18 protein-coding genes are annotated in these 20,281 nt (G+C 55.0%); 6 read left to right on the top strand and 12 right to left on the bottom strand.

Annotated features, from left to right (window positions below; all coding sequences use genetic code 11):
* Positions 1-29 precede the first annotated feature (29 nt).
* From A11S_RS07320 to A11S_RS07300, 5 genes are all read right to left on the bottom strand, one after another.
* A complete protein-coding gene (locus A11S_RS07320) occupies positions 30-1,778 on the bottom strand; it encodes a patatin-like phospholipase family protein (RefSeq protein ID WP_015467866.1) in 1,749 nt (582 codons plus the stop codon).
* 162 nt (positions 1,779-1,940) lie between these two features.
* Positions 1,941-3,212 carry a patatin-like phospholipase family protein gene (locus A11S_RS07315; protein ID WP_015467865.1) on the bottom strand — a complete coding sequence of 424 codons (1,272 nt, stop codon included), beginning with the start codon at positions 3,210-3,212 and terminating at the stop codon, positions 1,941-1,943.
* A 332-nt stretch (positions 3,213-3,544) separates the two neighbouring features.
* Complete coding sequence (locus A11S_RS07310; protein ID WP_015467864.1) at positions 3,545-4,435, bottom strand: LysR family transcriptional regulator; 891 nt, start codon at positions 4,433-4,435, stop codon at positions 3,545-3,547.
* 34 nt (positions 4,436-4,469) lie between these two features.
* A complete protein-coding gene (trxB, locus tag A11S_RS07305) occupies positions 4,470-5,459 on the bottom strand; it encodes a thioredoxin-disulfide reductase (protein WP_015467863.1) in 990 nt (329 codons plus the stop codon).
* 78 nt (positions 5,460-5,537) lie between these two features.
* A complete protein-coding gene (locus A11S_RS07300; RefSeq protein WP_015467862.1) occupies positions 5,538-6,491 on the bottom strand; it encodes a mitochondrial fission ELM1 family protein in 954 nt (317 codons plus the stop codon).
* A gap of 149 nt (positions 6,492-6,640) precedes the next feature.
* On the opposite strand from A11S_RS07300, the gene A11S_RS07295 reads away from it, so the two are divergent.
* The 3 genes from A11S_RS07295 to A11S_RS07285 all read left to right on the top strand — a co-directional run bounded on the left by A11S_RS07295 (position 6,641) and on the right by A11S_RS07285 (position 7,680).
* Positions 6,641-7,114: an Lrp/AsnC family transcriptional regulator gene (locus tag A11S_RS07295; RefSeq protein WP_041802571.1), complete on the top strand. Its 474-nt coding sequence runs from the start codon at positions 6,641-6,643 to the stop codon at positions 7,112-7,114.
* A gap of 106 nt (positions 7,115-7,220) precedes the next feature.
* Positions 7,221-7,457: a hypothetical protein gene (locus tag A11S_RS07290; RefSeq protein WP_015467860.1), complete on the top strand. Its 237-nt coding sequence runs from the start codon at positions 7,221-7,223 to the stop codon at positions 7,455-7,457.
* A 13-nt stretch (positions 7,458-7,470) separates the two neighbouring features.
* A complete protein-coding gene (locus tag A11S_RS07285; RefSeq protein ID WP_015467859.1) occupies positions 7,471-7,680 on the top strand; it encodes a hypothetical protein in 210 nt (69 codons plus the stop codon).
* Positions 7,681-7,759: 79 nt separating this feature from the next.
* On the opposite strand, the gene greA is transcribed toward A11S_RS07285, so the two are convergent.
* A complete protein-coding gene (gene greA, locus A11S_RS07280) occupies positions 7,760-8,233 on the bottom strand; it encodes a transcription elongation factor GreA (protein ID WP_015467858.1) in 474 nt (157 codons plus the stop codon).
* A gap of 273 nt (positions 8,234-8,506) precedes the next feature.
* On the opposite strand from greA, the gene A11S_RS07275 reads away from it, so the two are divergent.
* Positions 8,507-8,878 (top strand): hypothetical protein, encoded by a 372-nt coding sequence (locus tag A11S_RS07275; RefSeq protein ID WP_015467856.1) that lies wholly within the window; start codon positions 8,507-8,509, stop codon positions 8,876-8,878.
* Positions 8,879-8,888: 10 nt separating this feature from the next.
* Here A11S_RS07275 and A11S_RS07270 read toward each other — a convergent pair whose 3' ends face one another.
* The 5 genes from A11S_RS07270 to carA form a co-directional block, all read right to left on the bottom strand.
* The gene (locus tag A11S_RS07270; protein WP_235067550.1) at positions 8,889-10,748 is read right to left on the bottom strand and encodes an ABC transporter ATP-binding protein; all 1,860 of its coding nucleotides are present in this window, start codon (positions 10,746-10,748) and stop codon (positions 8,889-8,891) included.
* A 54-nt stretch (positions 10,749-10,802) separates the two neighbouring features.
* Positions 10,803-11,072, bottom strand: a complete 270-nt coding sequence (locus A11S_RS07265) for a GIY-YIG nuclease family protein (protein ID WP_321162821.1) — start codon at positions 11,070-11,072, stop codon at positions 10,803-10,805.
* A 77-nt stretch (positions 11,073-11,149) separates the two neighbouring features.
* Complete coding sequence (gene carB, locus A11S_RS07260; protein ID WP_015467853.1) at positions 11,150-14,479, bottom strand: carbamoyl-phosphate synthase large subunit; 3,330 nt, start codon at positions 14,477-14,479, stop codon at positions 11,150-11,152.
* A 145-nt stretch (positions 14,480-14,624) separates the two neighbouring features.
* Positions 14,625-15,386, bottom strand: coding sequence for a methyltransferase family protein (locus A11S_RS07255; RefSeq protein ID WP_015467852.1), 762 nt, complete (start codon positions 15,384-15,386; stop codon positions 14,625-14,627).
* Positions 15,387-15,455: 69 nt separating this feature from the next.
* Positions 15,456-16,661, bottom strand: coding sequence for a glutamine-hydrolyzing carbamoyl-phosphate synthase small subunit (carA, locus tag A11S_RS07250; RefSeq protein ID WP_015467851.1), 1,206 nt, complete (start codon positions 16,659-16,661; stop codon positions 15,456-15,458).
* A 43-nt stretch (positions 16,662-16,704) separates the two neighbouring features.
* Between carA and A11S_RS07245 the strand changes: the two genes are divergently transcribed.
* On the top strand, positions 16,705-17,202 hold the full coding sequence (locus A11S_RS07245) for a GatB/YqeY domain-containing protein (protein ID WP_015467850.1): 498 nt from the start codon (positions 16,705-16,707) through the stop codon (positions 17,200-17,202).
* Positions 17,203-17,303: 101 nt separating this feature from the next.
* Here A11S_RS07245 and A11S_RS07240 read toward each other — a convergent pair whose 3' ends face one another.
* Positions 17,304-17,672, bottom strand: a complete 369-nt coding sequence (locus A11S_RS07240; RefSeq protein ID WP_051054890.1) for a hypothetical protein — start codon at positions 17,670-17,672, stop codon at positions 17,304-17,306.
* 265 nt (positions 17,673-17,937) lie between these two features.
* Here A11S_RS07240 and dnaG point away from each other — a divergent pair, with 265 nt between their 5' ends.
* Complete coding sequence (gene dnaG / locus A11S_RS07235) at positions 17,938-19,821, top strand: DNA primase (RefSeq protein WP_015467848.1); 1,884 nt, start codon at positions 17,938-17,940, stop codon at positions 19,819-19,821.
* Positions 19,822-20,281 lie beyond the last annotated feature (460 nt).

Genomic DNA, 20,281 nt, shown 5'->3' with positions numbered 1-20,281 from the left:
ACCTGTGTGTGGCCGTTTTTTTGTGTCTTCTACTTCGGTTCCGGTCCCTTGTGTGTGCAGGGCGGACGCTGTTTTTTCGGGTCTATGTTCCCGCTGGCGCAGACATTGCAGGACTCTGCATCCTGGTGCGGCGCAAAGGTGTCGCGATCACGGATGTAGGGGGCCGCAGGCGGCGGGGGCGGTGTATATTTGTCACGTTGGACAATGCGGTTAAACAAGCCCGTGATGGATTGGCGCAACGTGGTTGGGGCGCGCTCATCAAACTGCAGCCATTTGCTGGGTTTGCTGGGTTCCGGGGCCGGAGTGTTGTCGTTATCATGGTCGTGGGCCATGGCGGTTTCATTCATCGGATATATTTTGTCTATCCCGCGAATGATTTCGGCAGCCCGATCATTTGTAATATGACCGCGCAGGGCCGCGTTCTGGACCAGTTCCTTGGCCAAGGGGACCAGCGTATCAATATTTTCCCACACCATGTCCCAGCCAAACGATTCCATTTTTTCAATGTTATCGTCGCGCGAGTCGAATAAATCCGGGGATGGGGTGCGGTCTTGGTGACTGATCTGTGACCGGGCGCGTAGGTCAACCCCGAAATGGGCCGCCGCATTGATCAGGCGTGGATTGCTGAGGACCTGTGCGCGCAGTGTGTCCTTGCTCATCGACTTGTCGACCACGACGACATTATCGGCACCCAAATTCTGGCGCAAATTCATCAGGTCGCGTTGCAGAATGAAGCGTTGCGGCAGGCCCAGCAGGTGTGCGCCCAAACGGCCAATCAATTGTTGCAGGAACAGCATGCCGTTCAATCGTTGGACATCAATCTCGGCATCGCGTTTGGCGGTGCCAATCATGATCAGCTTGATGTTCTTGTTCTTTTGCATCCGGCCCTGATAACTGTTGATCGGGGTTTGCGGCGTGTCAAAATGGGCGATGTCGCAATAATGGTTTTCGTTGCTGGCTTTATAAAGCTGGAAAATCGTCTGGGCCGCACTGCTGGCGCAGGTCAGATCGACGACGTCCATGTCGGGGTGCGAAACATGCCGCGTGATGCCGTTTTCGTCCTTGAAGTGGAAGAAAATGGCGGGTTCGTTCCGGGTCACGTTCATGGATGTGACATGATGGCTGACAATCGTTTCGTGCAGCTTGACCGGCTCGTTTGTATCTTCAAACCGATAGGCCGTGTCCAGCGCCTCGCGCAGGACATTGATGTCATAGCGGGATTTGGCCAGCAAATGGTCAATCCCCCGTTCCACGGCATTGTCCACCGGGCGGATTAGCGTGTTGTGCAGGAACCGCATGGGTTTCAGGATAAACGGTTCATACGGCGTGGTCGATCGCTTCAGGCGGTTCATCAATCGCCCGGCACCGTTGACCCCGGCAGAGAGCAGGGCATCCGTTTTTTCAAACGCCATCCATACGATTTCACGGGTGAATTCATGCCCCAGCTTGACCAGATCCATAATCAACTGGCGTTCATAGTAAGCGGACCGTGGTGGAAAGGTACGACGGCCAACGACCTTGTAAAACTCCAGCGCATCGGCGGCGGAATAACGCGGTTCGGTCGATCCTTTGGATTTCGGAATATTCAATCCGCCCAAGGCAACGGCCCCGGTGGATGATCCGGCGAAATTGTTGAATTGCTTGCTGACGGGAAGCTGGGTCAGGTCCTCAAGAAACTTGAGAACGACCAGGGGGTAAATGCCCCAAAGCACGCCGCCGGGTACGTAGAGAACGTAATCCTGCGGTTCCTGATGATCGGTGTTATCCCTGTTGCTCATATATAACGTCACTTTTTGTTTACGCGGGTGACTTGTTTTGCATATCGCAACGGAAACTTAGACCATATTTCCCGGGATGTCAGGTTTGCGGTGTTGTGCGGCGCGAAAATATCCCCAGATTCGCGGCGTTTCAGTGGGTTAGGGGGCTAAATTCAGCGTTTTTTAATCGTCCAGCGAGCGGTCCGTGCTGGAATCCCGGCCATCGAACATGGATACGAAATACCGCAGAATGCCTTCCTTGCGCTTGCTGCGATCTTCGTCGGACCGGCGGTCGCGGTTGCTGACCAGGATGTGGCAGACATCATCAAACATCCGGGCATTGTCTTCCATGATGGCTTCGAAGAACAGGCGCAGGCGGTTCATATTTTCCGGGCTGGCGTCGTCAATCTGGATGCTGGGGAAATCGCCATGGCGTCCAGCGTGCAGGGATTTGTTGAAGACGTACAGATTGTCGCCCATCTCCGCCGCGAATGAATCCATCAACGCGGATTCTGATGCGTTAAAGAAGATGTTGATCAGCGGCAAATCATTGACCGGGTCGACAACCCCCAACGCGCCAAAGCGGTTCCACTCATCACGCTTGATGGATTTGTTGGTGTAACCGGTGCCCAGAACAATCATTTTCAAGTTCTGGCCCGGCTGAATATGTTGGCGGATCGCGCCCAGATAGCTGATGCACGGGTTGTCAAAAATACATCCGTCAATCGCCGAGTAATATTTGCGTTCGGAATCCCCGGGCAATGTGGCCGGGAAGTGGTGGCATGGGAAATAGGTGGGGGCGGCGCAACTGGCCATTACGGCATCATACAAAGAAACATGCGGCGTATTGGCGCGGTGTTCCGCCGGTGTACCCGTGCGCATGCTTTTCAACCACAGCGCATGGCCCCCTTCGTTGATGAAATTGTTTTTTGTGTGTACGGGGGAATTGCCCGTTTCACCACGTTCCGTCACCGCTTCAATCCCATCGCCATCAATGTTGTAGCAGGGAATGATCAGGCTGCGCAGGGAGTCGGATAATTGCGCCGTGCCAAACAACGCCTGCAACGCATGGCCCAGATTGGACGGATCATAATGCCCGTGTTTGAACAGCCAGTTCAGCTGGTTCAATTTCATCGTGCGGTTGTTAAAGTCGTGGATCAGGCCGCGCATCTCGCGGAATGAATCCGCCGGAAAAATTCGGGCGCCTTCGCGTTCATAAAAACGTACCATGTGGCGCGCGCGGTATTTGGGTTGTTCCGGATGTTCCGGGTGGCGCAAATTCAGCGCCGCGTTCAAAATTGATCCGGTGGAGGGCCCGGCAAAAATATCGACCATATCGGTCATGCGCAGACCGGTGACATCCTCAATCCGCGCCATGATGTAGGCGGGGATCAGGCCGCGTAAGCCGCCACCATAGTTGAAAAGGGCAATCTGGGTTCTGTTGGATTCGGACACGGATGTGATTCTGTAAAAACGCTGAAAGTGAATCGGGTATCCAGTATATCGCGGCCCCATCCAATTCGCGCAAAAAAAAACCGGACCACTTGGGCCCGGCGAGTTGAACAGGGAGGTTTCACGTCTGGGAGACGTAGGATCTGGGAAGATCCCATCAACGTCGAAACGTCGATGGCCGCTTTATATACCCACTCGCTCCTTCGCGTCTACAGCATTTTTTGCAGAGCCTGCTATGCATTTTCTGCATATCGAGGGGTTAGTGTATTGATTTTCATAAAGAAAACGCCCGTAACCGGGCGTTGTAAAGGCCGTTTGCAGTGCCGAAAATCGGTTTATTTTCCGGCCTTCTGAATGTTCTCGACCAGAAAATCCCGCAGAATCGCAATGCGGCGGGAATGGCGGCGTTCTTCCGGGTAGACGAAATACATGTCGACACCGGCCCGTTCCGCCTCGGGCAGGATGATTTGCAGGTCGGGATTCTGCCGGATCATGTAATCGGGCAGGGATGCGATCCCGGCGTCACTCTCCACCGCGCGTTGGATGGCATAGAGCGAGTTCATCATAATGATCTTGTTGTAATCTTCCGGGTCCACACCGGCGATGCGGAACAGCCAGTTCGGATCGGCATAGGGGGCGGGCACGTTTTCCGGGAACCCGATCAAAGTGTGGGATTGCAGGTCCTTGATGTCTTTCGGTGTGCCGTGTTTTTTCAAATAAGACGATGACGCACAGATGCGGAAATTCAACGTCGTCAATTGACGCTGGATCAAATCGGGTTGTTCCGGCTTGTACAAACGAATGGCCGCATCGGCTTCGCGCATGCCCAGATTCAAGATGCGATCATCCAACAGGATGGTCAGTTGAATATCTGGATATTGTTCGCGGAAGCGCCCCAGATTGGGGGCCAACCATGTGGAACCGATAAATTCGGCGACGGTGATGCGCAGCGGCCCTTCGGGCAATTGTTTGGAATCCAGCAATTGCCCTTCGATCATCGACAATTGGCCGAAAATATCGCGCGCCGTTTTGTGCAACAATTCACCTTGTTCAGTCAGCAACAGGCCCCGCGCATGGCGGTGGAACAGGGTCACGCCCAGGCTTTCTTCCAACGAGCTGATCTGCCGCGATACGGCGGATTGGCTGAGGTTCAGGGTTTCACCGGCATGGGTGAAGCTTCCGGCCTCGGCGACGGCGTGAAAAATGCGAAGCTTGTCCCAATCCATTGCCGTGCTGTCCTGTTCTGCGTTTGGTGTTTCGTTATTCGGCGGCTTGTGCGCGGTGGTCGGATTCCAGCACGGCCAGATAGCGATCCGCTTCCAGCGCGGCCATGCATCCCATACCGGCGGCGGTGACGGCCTGACGGAATGTTTTATCTTTCACATCGCCCGCGGCAAACACGCCGGGGATATTGGTCGCTGTGGAATCCGGTGCGGTGACAATATAGCCTTCGCTGTCCAGATTGACCTTGCCCTTGAAAATCTCCGTCGCCGGAACGTGGCCGATGGCGACGAACATGCCGTCGACATCCAGTGTCGAAACATCACCCGTTTTGACATTTTTCAACGACAATCCGGTCACGCCCGCGCCGCCGGGCGCGTTATCGCCCAGAATGTCTTCGACAACGCTGTCCCAGATCACTTCGATCTTCGGGTTTTTGAACAGGCGGTCCTGTGCGATCTTTTCCGCACGCAATGTATCGCGGCGGTGGATCAGCGTGACCTTTTCACAGAAATTGGTGAGGAAGATGGCTTCTTCCACGGCGGCGGACCCGCCACCGACAACGGCAACTTTCTTCCCGCGGAAGAAGAACCCATCGCATGTGGCGCAGGCGGATACACCCAGGCCACGGAATGTCTGTTCACCTTCCAGGCCGAGCCAGCGGGCTTTCGCGCCCGTGCAGATGATCACGGTGTCGGCGGTGTACACCGTTCCGGAATCGGCCACGGCGCGATAGGGGCGGACGTTGAAATCCACGTCCTTGATAAAATCATAAACCATGGTGGTGCCGACATGTTCGGCCTGGGCCTTCATCTGGTCCATCAACCACGGCCCCTGGATCACATCGGCGAAGCCGGGGAAGTTTTCAACGTCGGTGGTGATGGTCAATTGCCCGCCGGGTTCCAGACCCAACACCTGAATCGGATTCAAGTTGGCGCGCGCGGCATAGATGGCCGCCGTGTATCCGGCTGGGCCAGATCCAATAATCAAAACTTTCGTGTGCGTCGTTGTATCCGCGCCAGTGCTCATGACGATCCGTCCTTACTCTACTAAATGACTTGAATAACATAGTCTTAATTGGCGGAGGAGGAGGGGTAAAGGGCAAAATCATCCCTTTTTCGGGTTTTTCAGAGCATTCCATATGGCCAAAGCCACGATTCCGGCGTCATTCAGGGGGCGATATGTCCATTGGTCCAGTTTTCCCTCAAACATCCGGGCCGCCCCGTGTTTGATCAGGGCCTGGTGCAGGGCATCAATCCTGGGGGCACCCCCGGCCATGGGAATGATGTAAACGGGCTTCCCGGCGGTGGCTGCCTCGGACAACATCGACACGCTGTCGGCGGTGACCAGAACGGCGTCAGCCCAGGCGAGGAACCCTAGATAAGGGTTGGGGCCTGTGCCATCCCAGAAGAAAACGTTCGGGTCGTCTTTCAACGTATCGCGGATGATGGCTTGCTGGCTTTCACCTGTGCGGCGTGATGCGGTGATCATCAAACCGCATCCCTGATCGCGTAAATTTTTCAACTGTGCCGCCAATGTGCGGGCGACATCATCATTCATGCCATAGGCCTTGCTGGTGCCGCCAATCATCACGGCCACGCGCGGCGCGGGCAGTGGCGAGAGCAATGATTCAAAATCACCGTGCGCATCATCCAGCGTTTTTTTATTGATGCGGTTTGGTGCGCCCGTCGTCACGATGACATTGCGTCCGCGTGTGGGGTCGTGCGCGGGAACGGCAACCATATCGAATTGGTCCGGCGAAACGCGCGGGTCCTGAATTTGTACGACCAGCGTTTTGCCACCGCTGGCTTTACGAATATATCGCGCGGCCGCAATGGCCTTGCGTCCGGAACACAGGGCGAGGTCGGGCCACGGGGCGGTGATGGGATCGCCCGTGAATATGCCCGCATGTTCAAACCCCAGCCATGGGGACAGGGTGCGCCAGGGCTGTTTCAGGTTAATGCGCTTTATTTCCGGAATAACGCCAAGCGCTTCGGCCACGCCAAGACATTGATTTTCCGTTCCGGTCAGACCTTCGGTGACGATCCAGCAGCGTGTCATTGTGGGGATTTTCCAAAGATTATCTTGCTGTTTTGCGGTGTTATACCAATGCGAAAAACACCTTCAGAAAGGGCTTGCATAGGGCCACGCGCAACTTTATATCAGAGCGTCCTTCGTTCATATAACAATTTTGCGAAATACATATCCCCATGCGACGCGTCAAGCTCGATAAAATCGATAAGAAAATCCTTCACCACCTGCAGGAAAACGGACGCATCACCAACGTAGAACTGGCCCAAAAAGCGGGCATTTCCGCACCGCCTTGTTTGCGCCGCGTGCGCGCGTTGGAAGAATCCGGTTACATCCGCGGTTATTTCATGCGTGTTGATTCAACCGCAATGGGATACGGCGTGACCGTGTTTGCGCAAGTGAAGCTGGTGTCCCAGGCCGAGAATGATTTGAAGAAGTTCATGGAACTGGTTGAAACCTGGCCGATGGTGCGTGAATCGCACATGTTGGCGGGTGAGACGGATTTCCTGCTGAAAATCGTGGCCAAGGATTGGGATGATTATCAGCATTTCCTGACTGAACAATTGACCGCGGCACCGAACGTAACCTCGGTGAAATCCTCTCTGGCCATCCGCTCGACCAAAGATGTGCCGGGCGTGCCGATTGAAGTTTAGCCTAAATATTTGATTTTTATAAATAATTTTGTTGCCTTTGACAGGTAAGCGTAAGTTCTTTACATAAGTTCTTAGTTTTATTCCGGCTACCAGCGGAGGAATTGCCATGCTGTCTCTGAAATCAATCTTTCAACCTGTTGCGAACTTTTTTGTCCGTCTGGAAATCAAGGATCAGGAAAGCCGTATCGAGGCCGCCAAAGCAGGCAAAATGTTCGTGCCGATGGAGATGCGCGGCCCGTGGTCTGTGGTCAACGGTTTGCGCGATATTGATCCGCAAACGGCACAATCGATTATCAAGCAATCCGAACAGCGGATCAAAGAGCTGAGAGCCAAGCTGGGATAAGAAAGAGCCGACCATGTGGGCAAAGATTTTTAATACGATCAGCCGCTTTCACACCAAAATGGAATTGGTCGGCTTGGAAGCAGAGCTGAGCGCCGCAAAAGGCGGATTCAGTATTGCCACTGGTTCCCATGGTGGTGCGATGATCAGGATTGATGAAAAAACGGCGCAGTCCATCATTGCGCGAACGGAAAAAGAGATTGCGGCCTTGAAGCTGAAGCTTTAAAGCCCGTGAAGACCGAATAATAAAAAAGACCGCAAAAAAAAAAAAAGGGCGGTCTTTTTCTTTGTTCACTCAATGGCGCTTAACGATACTGCACGTCCAGCACTTCGTAGGAGCGTTTGCCCGCCGGGGTCACAACCTCCACGCTGTCGCCAATACCTTTGCCGATCAACGCGCGCGCGATCGGGGCGGTGGTGGAAATCATGCCCTTGTCGGCGTTGGATTCGTACGGTCCAACGATCTGATACGTGACTTCGTCGCCGCTGTCCTCATCAGCCAGGAAGACGGTTGCGCCGAATTTGATCGTGCTGCCGGCCAGGCTGGCCGGGTCGATAATCTGGGCCGCCGAAATAACGGATTCCAGTTCCTTGATGCGGCCTTCGATAAAGCTTTGGCGTTCGCGCGCGGCGGTGTATTCGGCGTTTTCGGACAAATCACCGTGGGCGCGGGCTTCGGCGATGGCAACGATCACCGCCGGGCGTTCAACGCTTTTGAGGGTGCGCAGCTCCTTTTCCAGCGCGTCAAACCCTTGTTTGGTCATTGGGACTTTATCCATGACAATATTCCTTCGTCTGTTCTTCTTGTTGCTTTTCGATTGCTCTGGAATTTTTCCAAAAAAACAAACCCCGCCGCGAGCGACGGGATTGGGATTTGGTCCAGAACTGTTAATTCCACATTAGGCCAAGGCCGGAGCAAAGGTCAATAGGGATAAAATCAGGCGGGTAATGGATTGATTTTCAATGGATTATAATTTCTTGTGCCCCCGGGTTCGGCGTGCCATAAACGATGTTTCATAATAACGATAAAAATGAACAGGCAGGACACCGCAATGACGACATCTTTCTCCCGCACATCATCCCGCATTTTGGGCGCTCTTTTCCTTGGCGCGGTGGCAACATGCGCCGCCGCTGAAGACACTCCGCACCAGAATGATCCGCTGATCAAACAAATGGGCGATTATATCGCGCGTGATGCAGCCCGTGCCGGTATCACAATGACCGAAGACGAGAAGCACGCCGCTGTAAAAGGCTACGGCAAGCGTTTTGGCCGCAACATTGATGAAATGACATGCAAAGACACGAATGTCAGCATGTATATCGGCGACCATAACGTGCGTTTTGGCATTGATATCTGCAAGATCAATAACGTTCTGAAAGTCGGTAAAAACGGCATTCGCCCGATTGAGCCGCTGGAGCCGTAAGCCGCTTCACCTATCCATCAATTGATTTCACAGGTTCGGCATTGGCGGGGGATATTTCTCCGCCAATGTCGTCTGCGTGCAGGAACCCGCCGGACTGCATCGACCACAACCGTGCATACAGCCCGTGATTTTTCAGCAGGGTTTCATGGTTGCCTTGCTCCGCAATCACGCCCCGGTCCAGCACAATAATACGGTCCATTCGCGCAATGGTGGACAGGCGGTGGGCGATGGCAATCACCGTTTTGCCCTTCATCAAATCATCCAAAGCCTGTTGGATCAGGCGTTCGGATTCACTGTCCAATGCCGATGTGGCCTCATCCAAAATCAGGATGGGGGCGTTTTTCAGGATGGCGCGCGCGATGGCAATGCGCTGGCGTTGACCACCGGACAGGCGGATGCCGCGTTCACCGACCAGCGTATTGTATCCTTCCGGCAACGTATTGATGAAATCATCGGCGTAAGCTTTCTTCGCCGCTGCGATCACTTCGTCATCGGTGGCATCCAGTCGGCCATAGCGAATATTTTCCATCAGGCTGCGGTGGAACAGGGCGGTGTCCTGCGGAATAATCGCCACGGCCTGGCGCAGGGAGTCTTGCGTCACATGCGCAATGTTCTGGCCATCAATCGCAATTTCACCACCATTCAGGTCGTACAGGCGGAGCAGGACCGACACAAACGTGCTTTTCCCCGCACCGGACGGGCCGACCAGCGCGATTTTTTCACCCGCGTTGATCTTCAAATTCAGTTCCCGGAAAATCGGGAAGTTGGCGAATGCAAAATTCACGCCGCGATATTCAAGGGCGCCATGTTCAACCTGTAACGGTTTGGCACCGGGAACGTCGGAAATTTCGTGCGGTCGTGCGGTGATGCGCAGGGCATCGGTGATATAACCCGCTTCATCCACAAACTGCATAATACCGCCGCCCAAAATCCATGTCGTACCCGTCAACATCATCGACATGGTGGCCACGCTGGAGGCCTGTCCCACGGTAATCCATCCATGGGCCCAGCCAAGGCAAGCCAGCGCCGTCATGCCACCGCCCAGCGTGACGAGGCAAATACGGCGCAGGTCCTCAATCTGGATCATATTGCGCATCAGTTTGCTGTGACGGGTGCGTTCAATGTGCGATTCCGTTGCGTGCACGTCAATTTCATGCGGCAGGGTGGCAAAGGATTTGACCGCCGGAATGTTGGTCAGCATATCCACGACCATGCCCGTGACATGGGCGCGTTGTTCGGAATAGCGCAACGACCGCTGGCGGATTTTTGGAATGCGCGCAAACAGCGGGACGGTGACGGCCAGAATGAAGAAGAGCAGGGCGCAGCCGTACAACGGGCTGACCGTAAACATAAAGATCAGCGTGATGCCCATATGGATGGTGGCGAACCAGATCTGGAACCGGATAATATCATGCAGTCGCAGGGCGCTTTCCGCCACTTCGGATACTTTGCGGGCCAAGGCACCGGCGAAATTATCCTGAAAATACGCATGGCTGTGCCCCATGGTATAAGACAGGAAGTCCCCCCGGATCACGGTGCGTAGTTTTGGTTTCCAGTGCAGAATGGTGTGGGCGGTCCAGATATGCGCAAATTCTCCCACGGCCAGAACCAGCATCATCAGCCCCAGAATAGACCATGCTGCCGCGGGCAGTCCATCGGCCGGGTTGGCGTCCTTCAGAATGTCGATGATTTTACCCAGCAGGATGAACGCAATCGGATACCGCGTAAAATGCACGATATCCTGCAACATGAATGTCCCCCACAAAACCGGATTTTTCCGCCAGACATAAAGCAGAAACCCGCCAAAGCTGGTAGGTAATTCGCCGTAGGGGGCGGGGGGAATGTTGGGTTTTAAGAATGTGATAGCCACGCGTTTATTCTTTCCGTCTGTGTCATGCCGGCGAAAGCCGGGATCTTCATCCGTTTATGTACAAATCTGGTCGTGTAAATCTGTCCATTCCGGATTATTCTGTTCGATCAGTTCAATTTTCCATTTACGCTTCCATTCTTTCATGGATTTTTCGCGTTGAATGGCCGTGTTTGGGTCGTCATAAATTTCAAAATGAACAAGGCGGTCAATATTGTAGCGGGACGTGAAGCCCTTAATTACTTTGTTTTTATGTTCCCACAAACGTTTTTGCAGATCGGATGTGACGCCGATATACAAAACGCGATTATGCAGGATCGATATTATATAGACGTAGAATTGTTTGTGTATGGCGGAGGAAGATCCCGGCTTTCGCCGGGATGACGTCCTGTATCTTTTTTAAGTTACTCCGCCGCCTGCATATCCTGCGGGAAATCCAGGTCCGCCGGGCTGAAGATGCCTTCGCCGTCCACGCCGAAATAGCTTTGGATCGAGGCCACGTCCAACGGTTTGGCGCGCAGGGCGCGGATGGCCATCGTTCCGGCACGCGCCGCGGACAGCAGCGTGTAATACGGAATGCGATAGGTCAGCGCCTGACGACGGATGGATGTGGCATCGGTCACGGCTTGCGGGCCCTTGGTGGTGTTGATCATAAACTGGATTTGTCCGTTGATGATCGCGTCCACGATATGCGGCTGGCCTTCCATCACTTTGTTGATGCGGGTGACGGGCAGACCCTGGGCCTTCAGGAACACGCATGTGCCCCCGGTGGCAACAAGGTTGAAGCCCATATCGACCAGATCCTGCGCAATCGGGACGAGTGCTTCCTTGTCCGAATCTTTCACGGACAGGAACACGGTGCCCTCCAGCGGCAGGTGGGTGCCAGCGGCAATTTGTGATTTGGCAAAGGCCACGGCCACGTCACGGTCAATGCCCATGACTTCGCCGGTGGATTTCATTTCCGGGCCCAAAATCGGGTCCACGCCGGGGAAGCGGGAGAACGGGAAGACCGGGGCCTTCACCGCCGTGTGTTCCTGGTCCATGCCGCGCAATTGCGTGGCGAAGGTTTCCAGCATTTCACCCGCCATCAAACGCGCGGCGATTTTGGCCACCGGAACGCCCGTGGCTTTGGCCACGAAGGGGACGGTGCGGCTGGCGCGCGGGTTGACTTCCAGAATGAAGATATCGAATTCGCCACTGTCGCGGTTTTTCTTCACCGCGAACTGGACGTTCATCAGGCCCTTCACCTTCAGGGCTTTGGCCAGACGGATCGTCTGCTTTTCGATTTCCTTCACGGTCTTGTAGGGCAGGGAGTGCGGCGGCAGGACGCAGGCCGAGTCACCGGAGTGAATGCCCGCTTCCTCAATATGTTCCATGATGCCGACCACGGCCACTTCGGTGCCGTCGCACAATGCGTCGACGTCGATTTCAATGGCGCTGCGCAGATAGCGGTCGAGCAACACCGGTGTATCACCGGAAACCTGAACCGCGGTTTTGATATAGCGTTTCAGTTCATCCATGCTGTGGACGATTTCCATGCCTTGTCCACCCAGAACATAAGACGGGCGAATGACCAGCGGGAAGCCGAGTTCTTCGGCCATTTTAATGGCCTGTTCTTCGGACCGGGCCAAGCCGTTTGGCGGCTGGCGCAGTTTCATTTGATGCAACAATTTCTGGAACCGTTGGCGGTCTTCGGCCAGATCGATGGCGTCGGGGGATGTGCCCAAAATTGGGATGTCCGCGGCCTGCAACGCCTGCGCCAGTTTCAGCGGGGTTTGACCGCCCAATTGGACGATCACGCCCTTAACCTTGCCCTTGCGTTGTTCCGCGCGGATAATTTCAACCACATCTTCGTTGGTCAGCGGTTCGAAATACAAACGGTCGGACGTATCGTAATCGGTTGATACGGTTTCCGGGTTGCAGTTGATCATGATGGTTTCATAACCCGCTTCTTTCAAAGCGTAGGCGGCGTGAACGCAGCAATAATCAAATTCAATGCCCTGACCAATCCGGTTCGGGCCACCGCCCAGGATGATGATTTTTTCACTATCGGTCGGGTTGCATTCGTTTTCCGCGCCGACATTTTCATAGCAGCTATACATATACGCCGTGCTGGTCGGCAATTCACCGGCGCAACTGTCAACGCGTTTGAACACGGGGACCGCTCCGGCCTTGTGACGGGCGGTGCGGACCATATCCGGGGTGACGTTCATCAATTTGGCCAGACGCGCATCGGAAAAGCCCATTTTCTTCACGGCAATCCACCCGGCGGCGTCGCGGGGCAGCCCGCCAACGCGCAGTTTGTTTTCCGTGGCGATAATGCCAGCAATGCGGTTCAGGAACCATTTATCGAATTTTGTAATGTCGTGAATTTCATCCACGCTCATCCCATGGCGCATGGCTTGGGCGATATACAGGATGCGTTGCGGGGTCGGGCGGGCGATGGCGGCACGGACATGGTCCGGGTGCGGGTGTTGCCCGTCGCCTTCGCCAATCACGACCTCGTCAAATCCTGTCAGGCCCTTTTCCAGCGAGCGCAGGGCTTTCTGGATGGATTCTTCGAAGCTACGGCCAAAGGCCATCACTTCACCGACCGATTTCATCGACGTGGTCAGGATGTTGGATGTGCCGCGGAATTTTTCAAATGCGAAACGCGGAATTTTCGTGACGACGTAATCAATCGTCGGTTCAAAGCTGGCCGGGGTCAATCCGCCCGTAATATCATTCTGCAATTCGTCCAGCGTATAGCCAATCGCCAGTTTGGCGGCGATTTTCGCAATCGGGAACCCCGTGGCCTTGGATGCCAGGGCAGAGGATCGCGATACGCGCGGGTTCATTTCAATGACGACCATGCGGCCATCTTCCGGGTTTACGGCGAATTGCACGTTCGACCCGCCGGTTTCCACGCCAATCCCGCGCAGGACGGCGATGGATGCATCGCGCATGCGTTGATATTCCTTGTCGGTCAGGGTCATGGCCGGGGCGACGGTGATGGAATCTCCGGTATGCACGCCCATCGGGTCGATATTTTCGATGGCGCAGACGATAATGCAGTTATCGTTGCGGTCGCGCACGACCTCCATCTCATATTCTTTCCAGCCGAGGACGGATTCCTCGACCAGCACCTGACGCACCGGGGATGCATCCAACCCTTCGCGGACGATGGTCTCGAATTCCTCGCGGTTATAGGCAATGCCGCCCCCCGTGCCGCCCAGGGTGAAGGACGGGCGGATAATGCAGGGCAGGCCGATATTGGGCAGGGCGTCGATGGCCTCGAACAAATTGGTGACGGTGACGCTGCGCGGGCTTTCAAGGCCCAACTGGTCCATGCACTGGCGGAACAGGTCACGGTCCTCGGCGCGGGCGATCACATCGGCGCGCGCACCGATCAGTTCGATGCCGAGCGCGTCCAGCGTGCCATTGGCGTGCAGGGCCAGTGCCGTGTTCAGCGCCGTTTGCCCGCCCATGGTGGGCAGCAAGGCATGCGGGCGTTCCTTTTCCAGAATTTTTGCAACAATCTCGGGCGTGATCGGCTCAATATAGGTTACGTCCGCCATGTTCGGGTCGGTCATGATCGTGGCCGGGTTCGAGTTGATCAGGATGACCTTGTATCCTTCCTCGCGCAGGGCCTTGCAGGCTTGCGTGCCGGAGTAATCGAACTCACAGGCTTGCCCAATAACGATCGGTCCGGCACCGATGATGCAGATGGATTGAATGTCGTGACGTTTTGGCATGATGGATCTCGGTCCCTTGGAAATGACTGAATCAGTGTAGGTGATTCACGGCCCGAGACCTATTGTGTATTATTGCGTATGCAAAAGGGCAAGCCTGTTTTCCACGTTTTTGTTGGTGCGTGGATATGGATAAAGAAAAGGGGCGTTACCGCCCCTCAACTTTCAGAAGATCTGTATTTTTCTTCAAATGCCGCAAACTCAGGCAAGTTGCGATAATGATTGCGTAGGTGATGGGCCAGATATAGTCCTCGGCAATCCATTCACGGAATGCTTCGCCTTCGTACACCAGATCCTGAATCATCTCGGTGACGAAGAAGGCGGTGCCGATGCCCAGCAGACCCGGGTATTCACGGCGCAGAACCGTCTTCATCGAAAACGCCATCGTCGATGGTTTCCAGAGCTTGAAATTCGGCAGGATCACCGGAGTCTTTTCACACCAGTCGGCATAGGTCTTGCCGAACTTGCCCAGCAGGAAACTTTCCTCGGTCAGGATAATCCGTTCCATATAGACGAAGAACACCAGCGAAGCGAGGGCGACCAGCCACCAAACTTTGATGGAGAGCAAAACGCCCAGAATGATAATGAAATTCGCGAGGTAGAGCGGATTTCTAACAATTGAGTACATGCCGGTTGTGTTTAAAACTTCGGCGCGTTGTTCTTTGGCGTTGCGGCCCGATGTGCCCGCCGGAACAAACCCGACGGTAAAGGCGCGCAAGGCAAGGCCGGACAGGGACAGGATAAAGCAGAACAGAACCCAGACATCTTCTGCGGAATCGCCGACCAGGGATTCGATATGGGCGCTTTCGCGGAAGGCCAGCAGCAGCGGGCCGATAAAGAGCAGGGGGATATAGCTGCGCCACCGGAACATCGAATGGCCGTGGCGGATCATCAATTCATGCAGTTTCATGTTTGTACACTCCGTAGGATATCGGTTTTTACAACCTGATCCTGGATCTGGGCAAGAAAAAGGCGGCTTTTACGCCGCCTTTTCCTCTGGTTCCGCTTTTTCCGTTTTCGCGGATTTCTTCATCATGTCGACGAAGCGCTGGAATAGATAATGGCTGTCGTGCGGGCCGGGGGATGCTTCCGGGTGATATTGCACTGAAAACACAGGCTTATCTTTTAATCTTAATCCTTCGTTTGATCCGTCGAACAGGCTGACATGGGTGACTTCCGCATCTTCCGGTAAGGTGTCAGGTAAAATCCGGAAGCCATGGTTTTGACTGGTTATTTCAACTTTGCCTGTGGTGAGGTCTTTGACCGGATGGTTGGCGCCGCGGTGGCCCAATTCCATCTTCTTCGTCTTGCCGCCAAGGGCGAGGGCGAGAAGTTGGTGGCCAAGGCAGATGCCAAAAATCGGCGTGCCGGATTTGATCAGCTTGCTGATGGTCGCAACGGCGTAGGTACCGGTTGCGGCGGGGTCGCCGGGGCCGTTGGACAGGAAAATGCCGTCCGGTTTGTGTTTCAAGATGTCCTCTGCGCTGGTCTGGGCGGGGACAACGGTGACTTTACATCCTGCTGCAGCAAGGTTGCGCAAGATATTGCGTTTAATGCCAAAATCGATGGCGACGACGTGGTGGTCCGGGGCGTCGACCTTGCCATATTCATTTGCGTCCGGGTCCCAGTTGGTTTCGGTCCAGACATATTCCTTTTCACAGGTGACATCCTTCGCCAGATCCATGCCGTTCAGGCCGGGCCATTCGGCAGCCATTTTTTTCAGGGCGGTGATGTTGAAATCACCGCTCGGACTGACGGCGATCACGCCGTTCGGGGCGCCGTGGTCCCGGATGTGGCGGGTCAAGGCGCGCGTGTCCAAACCGCACAGGCCGGGAATGTCATAGGATTTCATCCATTGGTCCAGCCCCTCAATCGCGCGCCAGTTGGATGGTTCGGTCACATCCTCGCGCACGATCATGCCGCGTGCTGCGGGCTTTGTGCTTTCCATATCCAGATCGTTGGCGCCGACATTGCCAATATGGGGGAAGGTAAAGGTGATGATTTGCCCGGCGTAAGAGGGGTCGGTCAGGATTTCCTGATACCCGCTCATGCCCGTATTGAAACAGATTTCCCCGACACAGGCCCGGGCCGCGCCAAAACCACGCCCCCAAAACACTGTTCCATCAGCCAAAACAAGGACACCGGTTGCATTATGCGGCTGTTTGGCGTTAGAAACGTCGGGCATGGCGTGTTCTCCTGTCGGGGGTGAGTCCAGATACAGGGTCAGCATGCCGGAAGACATGATCGAATTAAAGGATAAAAACGTGGAAAAACGTGCAGAATTTAACACCGCAATGAAAGAAGCCATGAAGGCGAAGGACGAAATCGCGTTGTCGACGATTCGTCTGATTATTGCGGCTCTGAAAGACCGGGATATCAACGCCCGCGGCCAAGGCAACAGCGAAGGGATCAGCGAAAGCGAAATCCTGTCCATGTTGCAATCGATGATCAAGCAACGTGAAGAGTCGGCGAAGACCTACACCGATGCTAACCGTCAGGATCTGGCTGATCGCGAACTGGCCGAGATTGGCATCATTCGTCGTTTCCTGCCGAAACAGATGGATGAAACGGAAGTGAAAGCGGCCATTGATCAAGTGTTGGCCGAAATGAACGTGACCGACATTCGCGAGATGGGCAAGGTCATGGCGACGATTAAAGACCGCTATGCTGGCCAGATGGATATGGGCAAAGTCAGCGGCATGGTGAAGCAACGTTTGGCGGGTTAGTTTTTAGATCGCCATTCCCGCGTATGTAGCTGGGATGCTGGAAGTAAAAAAGAGCGGGGCGCGGGCCTCGCTCTTTTTATATCTCTGTGATGAATCGCGTCTTAGGCGATGGCCATCTGGTGCAATCCATCCGTATGAACAAATTCATCCCCGATCTGCGCCGGGACCAGTTTGCCCAGTCCGGCCAGAAGGACCGCATGGCTGCCACCCGCTTCTTCGATCTGGTGGGTGAAGAATTCGCCGTAATGATGATCAATGTCCGATTTGTTGTAGACCTGATCCACGCCCAGAAAGACGCGTTTCGCCGGTTGTTCGGCGGTCAGGTCCGCAAAAAAATCAACCCGCACGACATTGTCGGGCAGGGCCATATCTTTGATATTCGTGCCGGATACTTCGACGAACTCGCGCGTCAGGGACACCTTCCCCGTTGGCTTTGCGATCGCAAAACGTGCGTATAATTTCTCTGTCATCAATCTCTCCCAACCGTACCCCAACCTAAAGTTTAACGGAAAATCTTTTCCGAAACGTTACCAAAACGGCGGGTTCTGTCATTTTATTGTCCTAGAATGAGCCAGTATTCTGGGAAAAAGGTTAACGAAACCTTACTGGCATGTAAGGTTCATACGCCCGGATGGTCATTGGGGGTGATTTGGGCTGGTTTGGGTCTGGTTTAGATCTGGTTTAGATCTGGTTTAGGTCTGGTTTCTGGGGGGGCGGTCTGCTAAAAACCGGGATATGTCGATTTCCCCGCGTTTTATGCAAGAGTTGCGTGACCGTTTGTCCCTGTCCGAGATTATTGGGCGGCGGGTGAAGCTTGTCCGCGCTGGGCATGAATATAAAGCCTGCTGTCCGTTCCACGGGGAAAAATCACCGTCTTTCTATGTGAATGATGACAAGCAATTCTTCCATTGCTTTGGGTGTGGCGCGCATGGTGATGCGGTGGGCTTTGTCATGCGGCATGACAATCTGTCGTTTATTGAGGCGATTGAAGCGCTGGCCCCGCAAGCTGGATTGGAAGTTCCGCGCCAGACGCGCGAAGATGTCGAACACGCCAAGCAGGAAAAAGACCTGCATGCCTTGATGGCGGCCACCACCAAGTGGTTCCAGGACCAGTTGCACAGCCCCGCCCATCGCGACGCGCTTCAATATGTGCGCGAACGGGGATTGCCGGATGATGTGCTGTCGGCGTTCTCGGTCGGGTTTGCCCCGGCGGATGGCGGGGCATTGCCCAAATTCCTGCGGGAGCAGGGGTTCAGTGAAAAACAAATTCTGGATTCTGGGGTCGCGCGCAAATCGACGCGTAATAATGATCTGTACGCGTTCTTCCGTGACCGCGTGATTTTCCCCGTGCCGGATCGGCGTGGACGCGTGGTGGCGTTTGGTGGACGGGTGTTGCCGGAACATTTGCGCCCGATCGATCCGTCGCAATCGAAACCGCCGAAATATATCAACTCATCCGACTCACCGTTGTTCCACAAGGGGCGAATGCTGTTCGGTGAACCGCACGCACGGCAGGCGGCGATTGATGGCAAGCCGTTGATCGTGGTTGAGGGCTATCTGGATGTGATTGCATGCTGGCGCGCTGGGTTCACGGGCGCGGTGGCGCCGTTGGGTACAGCGTTGACCGAAGACCAGATCGCCGTGTTGTGGAAGATGATCCCCGGCGACATGAAGGTGCCGGTGTTGTGTTTCGATGGTGATAATGCCGGGCGACGGGCGGCGGCGCGGGCGTGTGAACGCATTCTGCCGCATTTGAAACCCGACCATTCGGCACGCATCGCCTTCCTGCCCGAAGGGGAAGACCCGGACAGCTTGATCCAGACCAAGGGCGCGGTGGCGTTTCAAACCATTATTGATACGGCCATGCCGCTGGCCGATTTTATCTGGATGAGCCAGACGGAAGGCCGCAGTTTCAACACGCCGGAAGAGCGCGCCGGGTTGGAACGCACATGGCTGGATGAAACCGCCCGCATTGTCGACAAGGCGGTGCAGGACCAGTATCGCAAGCTGCTGCTGAAGAAGAGCAGTAATCTGTTCTGGGAACTGGATCGTGCCAAGCAAAACGCTTCCCGTGGTGCTGGCATGGGGCGCGGGTTCGGACGTGATATGGGACCAAAGGCCAAGGGCCGGAAGATCGATTTGCCCCCGTTGCGCAGCCCCGTGGTGGAGAAGGAACGGCGGGCGCATTCGATCCTACTCCTGATTCTGTTAAATCATCCGTGGCTGTTTGAAGAGGTGGAGGAGCAGTTCGGTGCCTTGTCCATGACTGATTCGCGGCTCGATTCCCTGCGCCAAATGATGATCCGGACCCTGTCTGAGGCCCCAAACCTTGAAAAAACGCCATTTTATGACCATTTAAGTGCATATGGCTTTGATAAAGAATTGCAAAATCTGGCGTCAGACACTATGTATGTGCACGCTGGATTCGCTCGTCCCTCTGCCGAACGACAAGATGTGCGTGAGGGGTGGGCGGAAACGATCAGGTCGCTTTATGACCAGGCCGAACGCCAGGAACTGCGTGTTGCGGGCCAGACTTTGGCCGGGGACTTCAGTACGGAAAATGAACAGCGCATTCTCGCTTTGCATCAGGCGCGTCAGGATCAGGACGGGCAAGGGTGAAAGCGCTTTGATTTTTCGTGGGAAATACGGTTAAATTCCATGTTCGGATTCGGGTGATACGGGTTGGGAATGGCAGTCAAGAAAACAGGTAAAACAGCGAAGGGTTCCGCCGCAGCAGCCAAGAAGGTTGCGCGCGTGGCCAAGGTCGCAAAGAAGACAGAAAAGGTAACCCGCGTGCCGGCAAAAGCTCCGTCCAAATCAAAGACTCAGGCCGCGTCGAAATCCGCCGCCAAAACCAAAACGGTGAAAAAGGTCGCGGCGAAGAAGCCTGCGCCAAAGGCGGCTCCTAAATCGGCCTCTAAATCGGCAAAGGCTGCGAAACCCGCGCCGGCCAAGAAGGCGGTGAAGCCTGCGGCCAAACCCGTCAAGGCGGCAAAGCCTGCACCTTCGAAAGCCAAGGCCCCTGTGAAGCAGGCGGTAAAACAGGCGGCAAAGGCTCCGGCCAAAACCGCCGCCAAGG

It is taken from the genome of Micavibrio aeruginosavorus EPB (genome assembly GCF_000348745.1).
Taxonomy (GTDB): domain Bacteria; phylum Pseudomonadota; class Alphaproteobacteria; order Micavibrionales; family Micavibrionaceae; genus Micavibrio; species Micavibrio aeruginosavorus_A.
The sequence above is the reverse complement of the archived record's forward strand: the minus strand, read 5'-3'. Positions and strand labels throughout refer to the sequence as shown.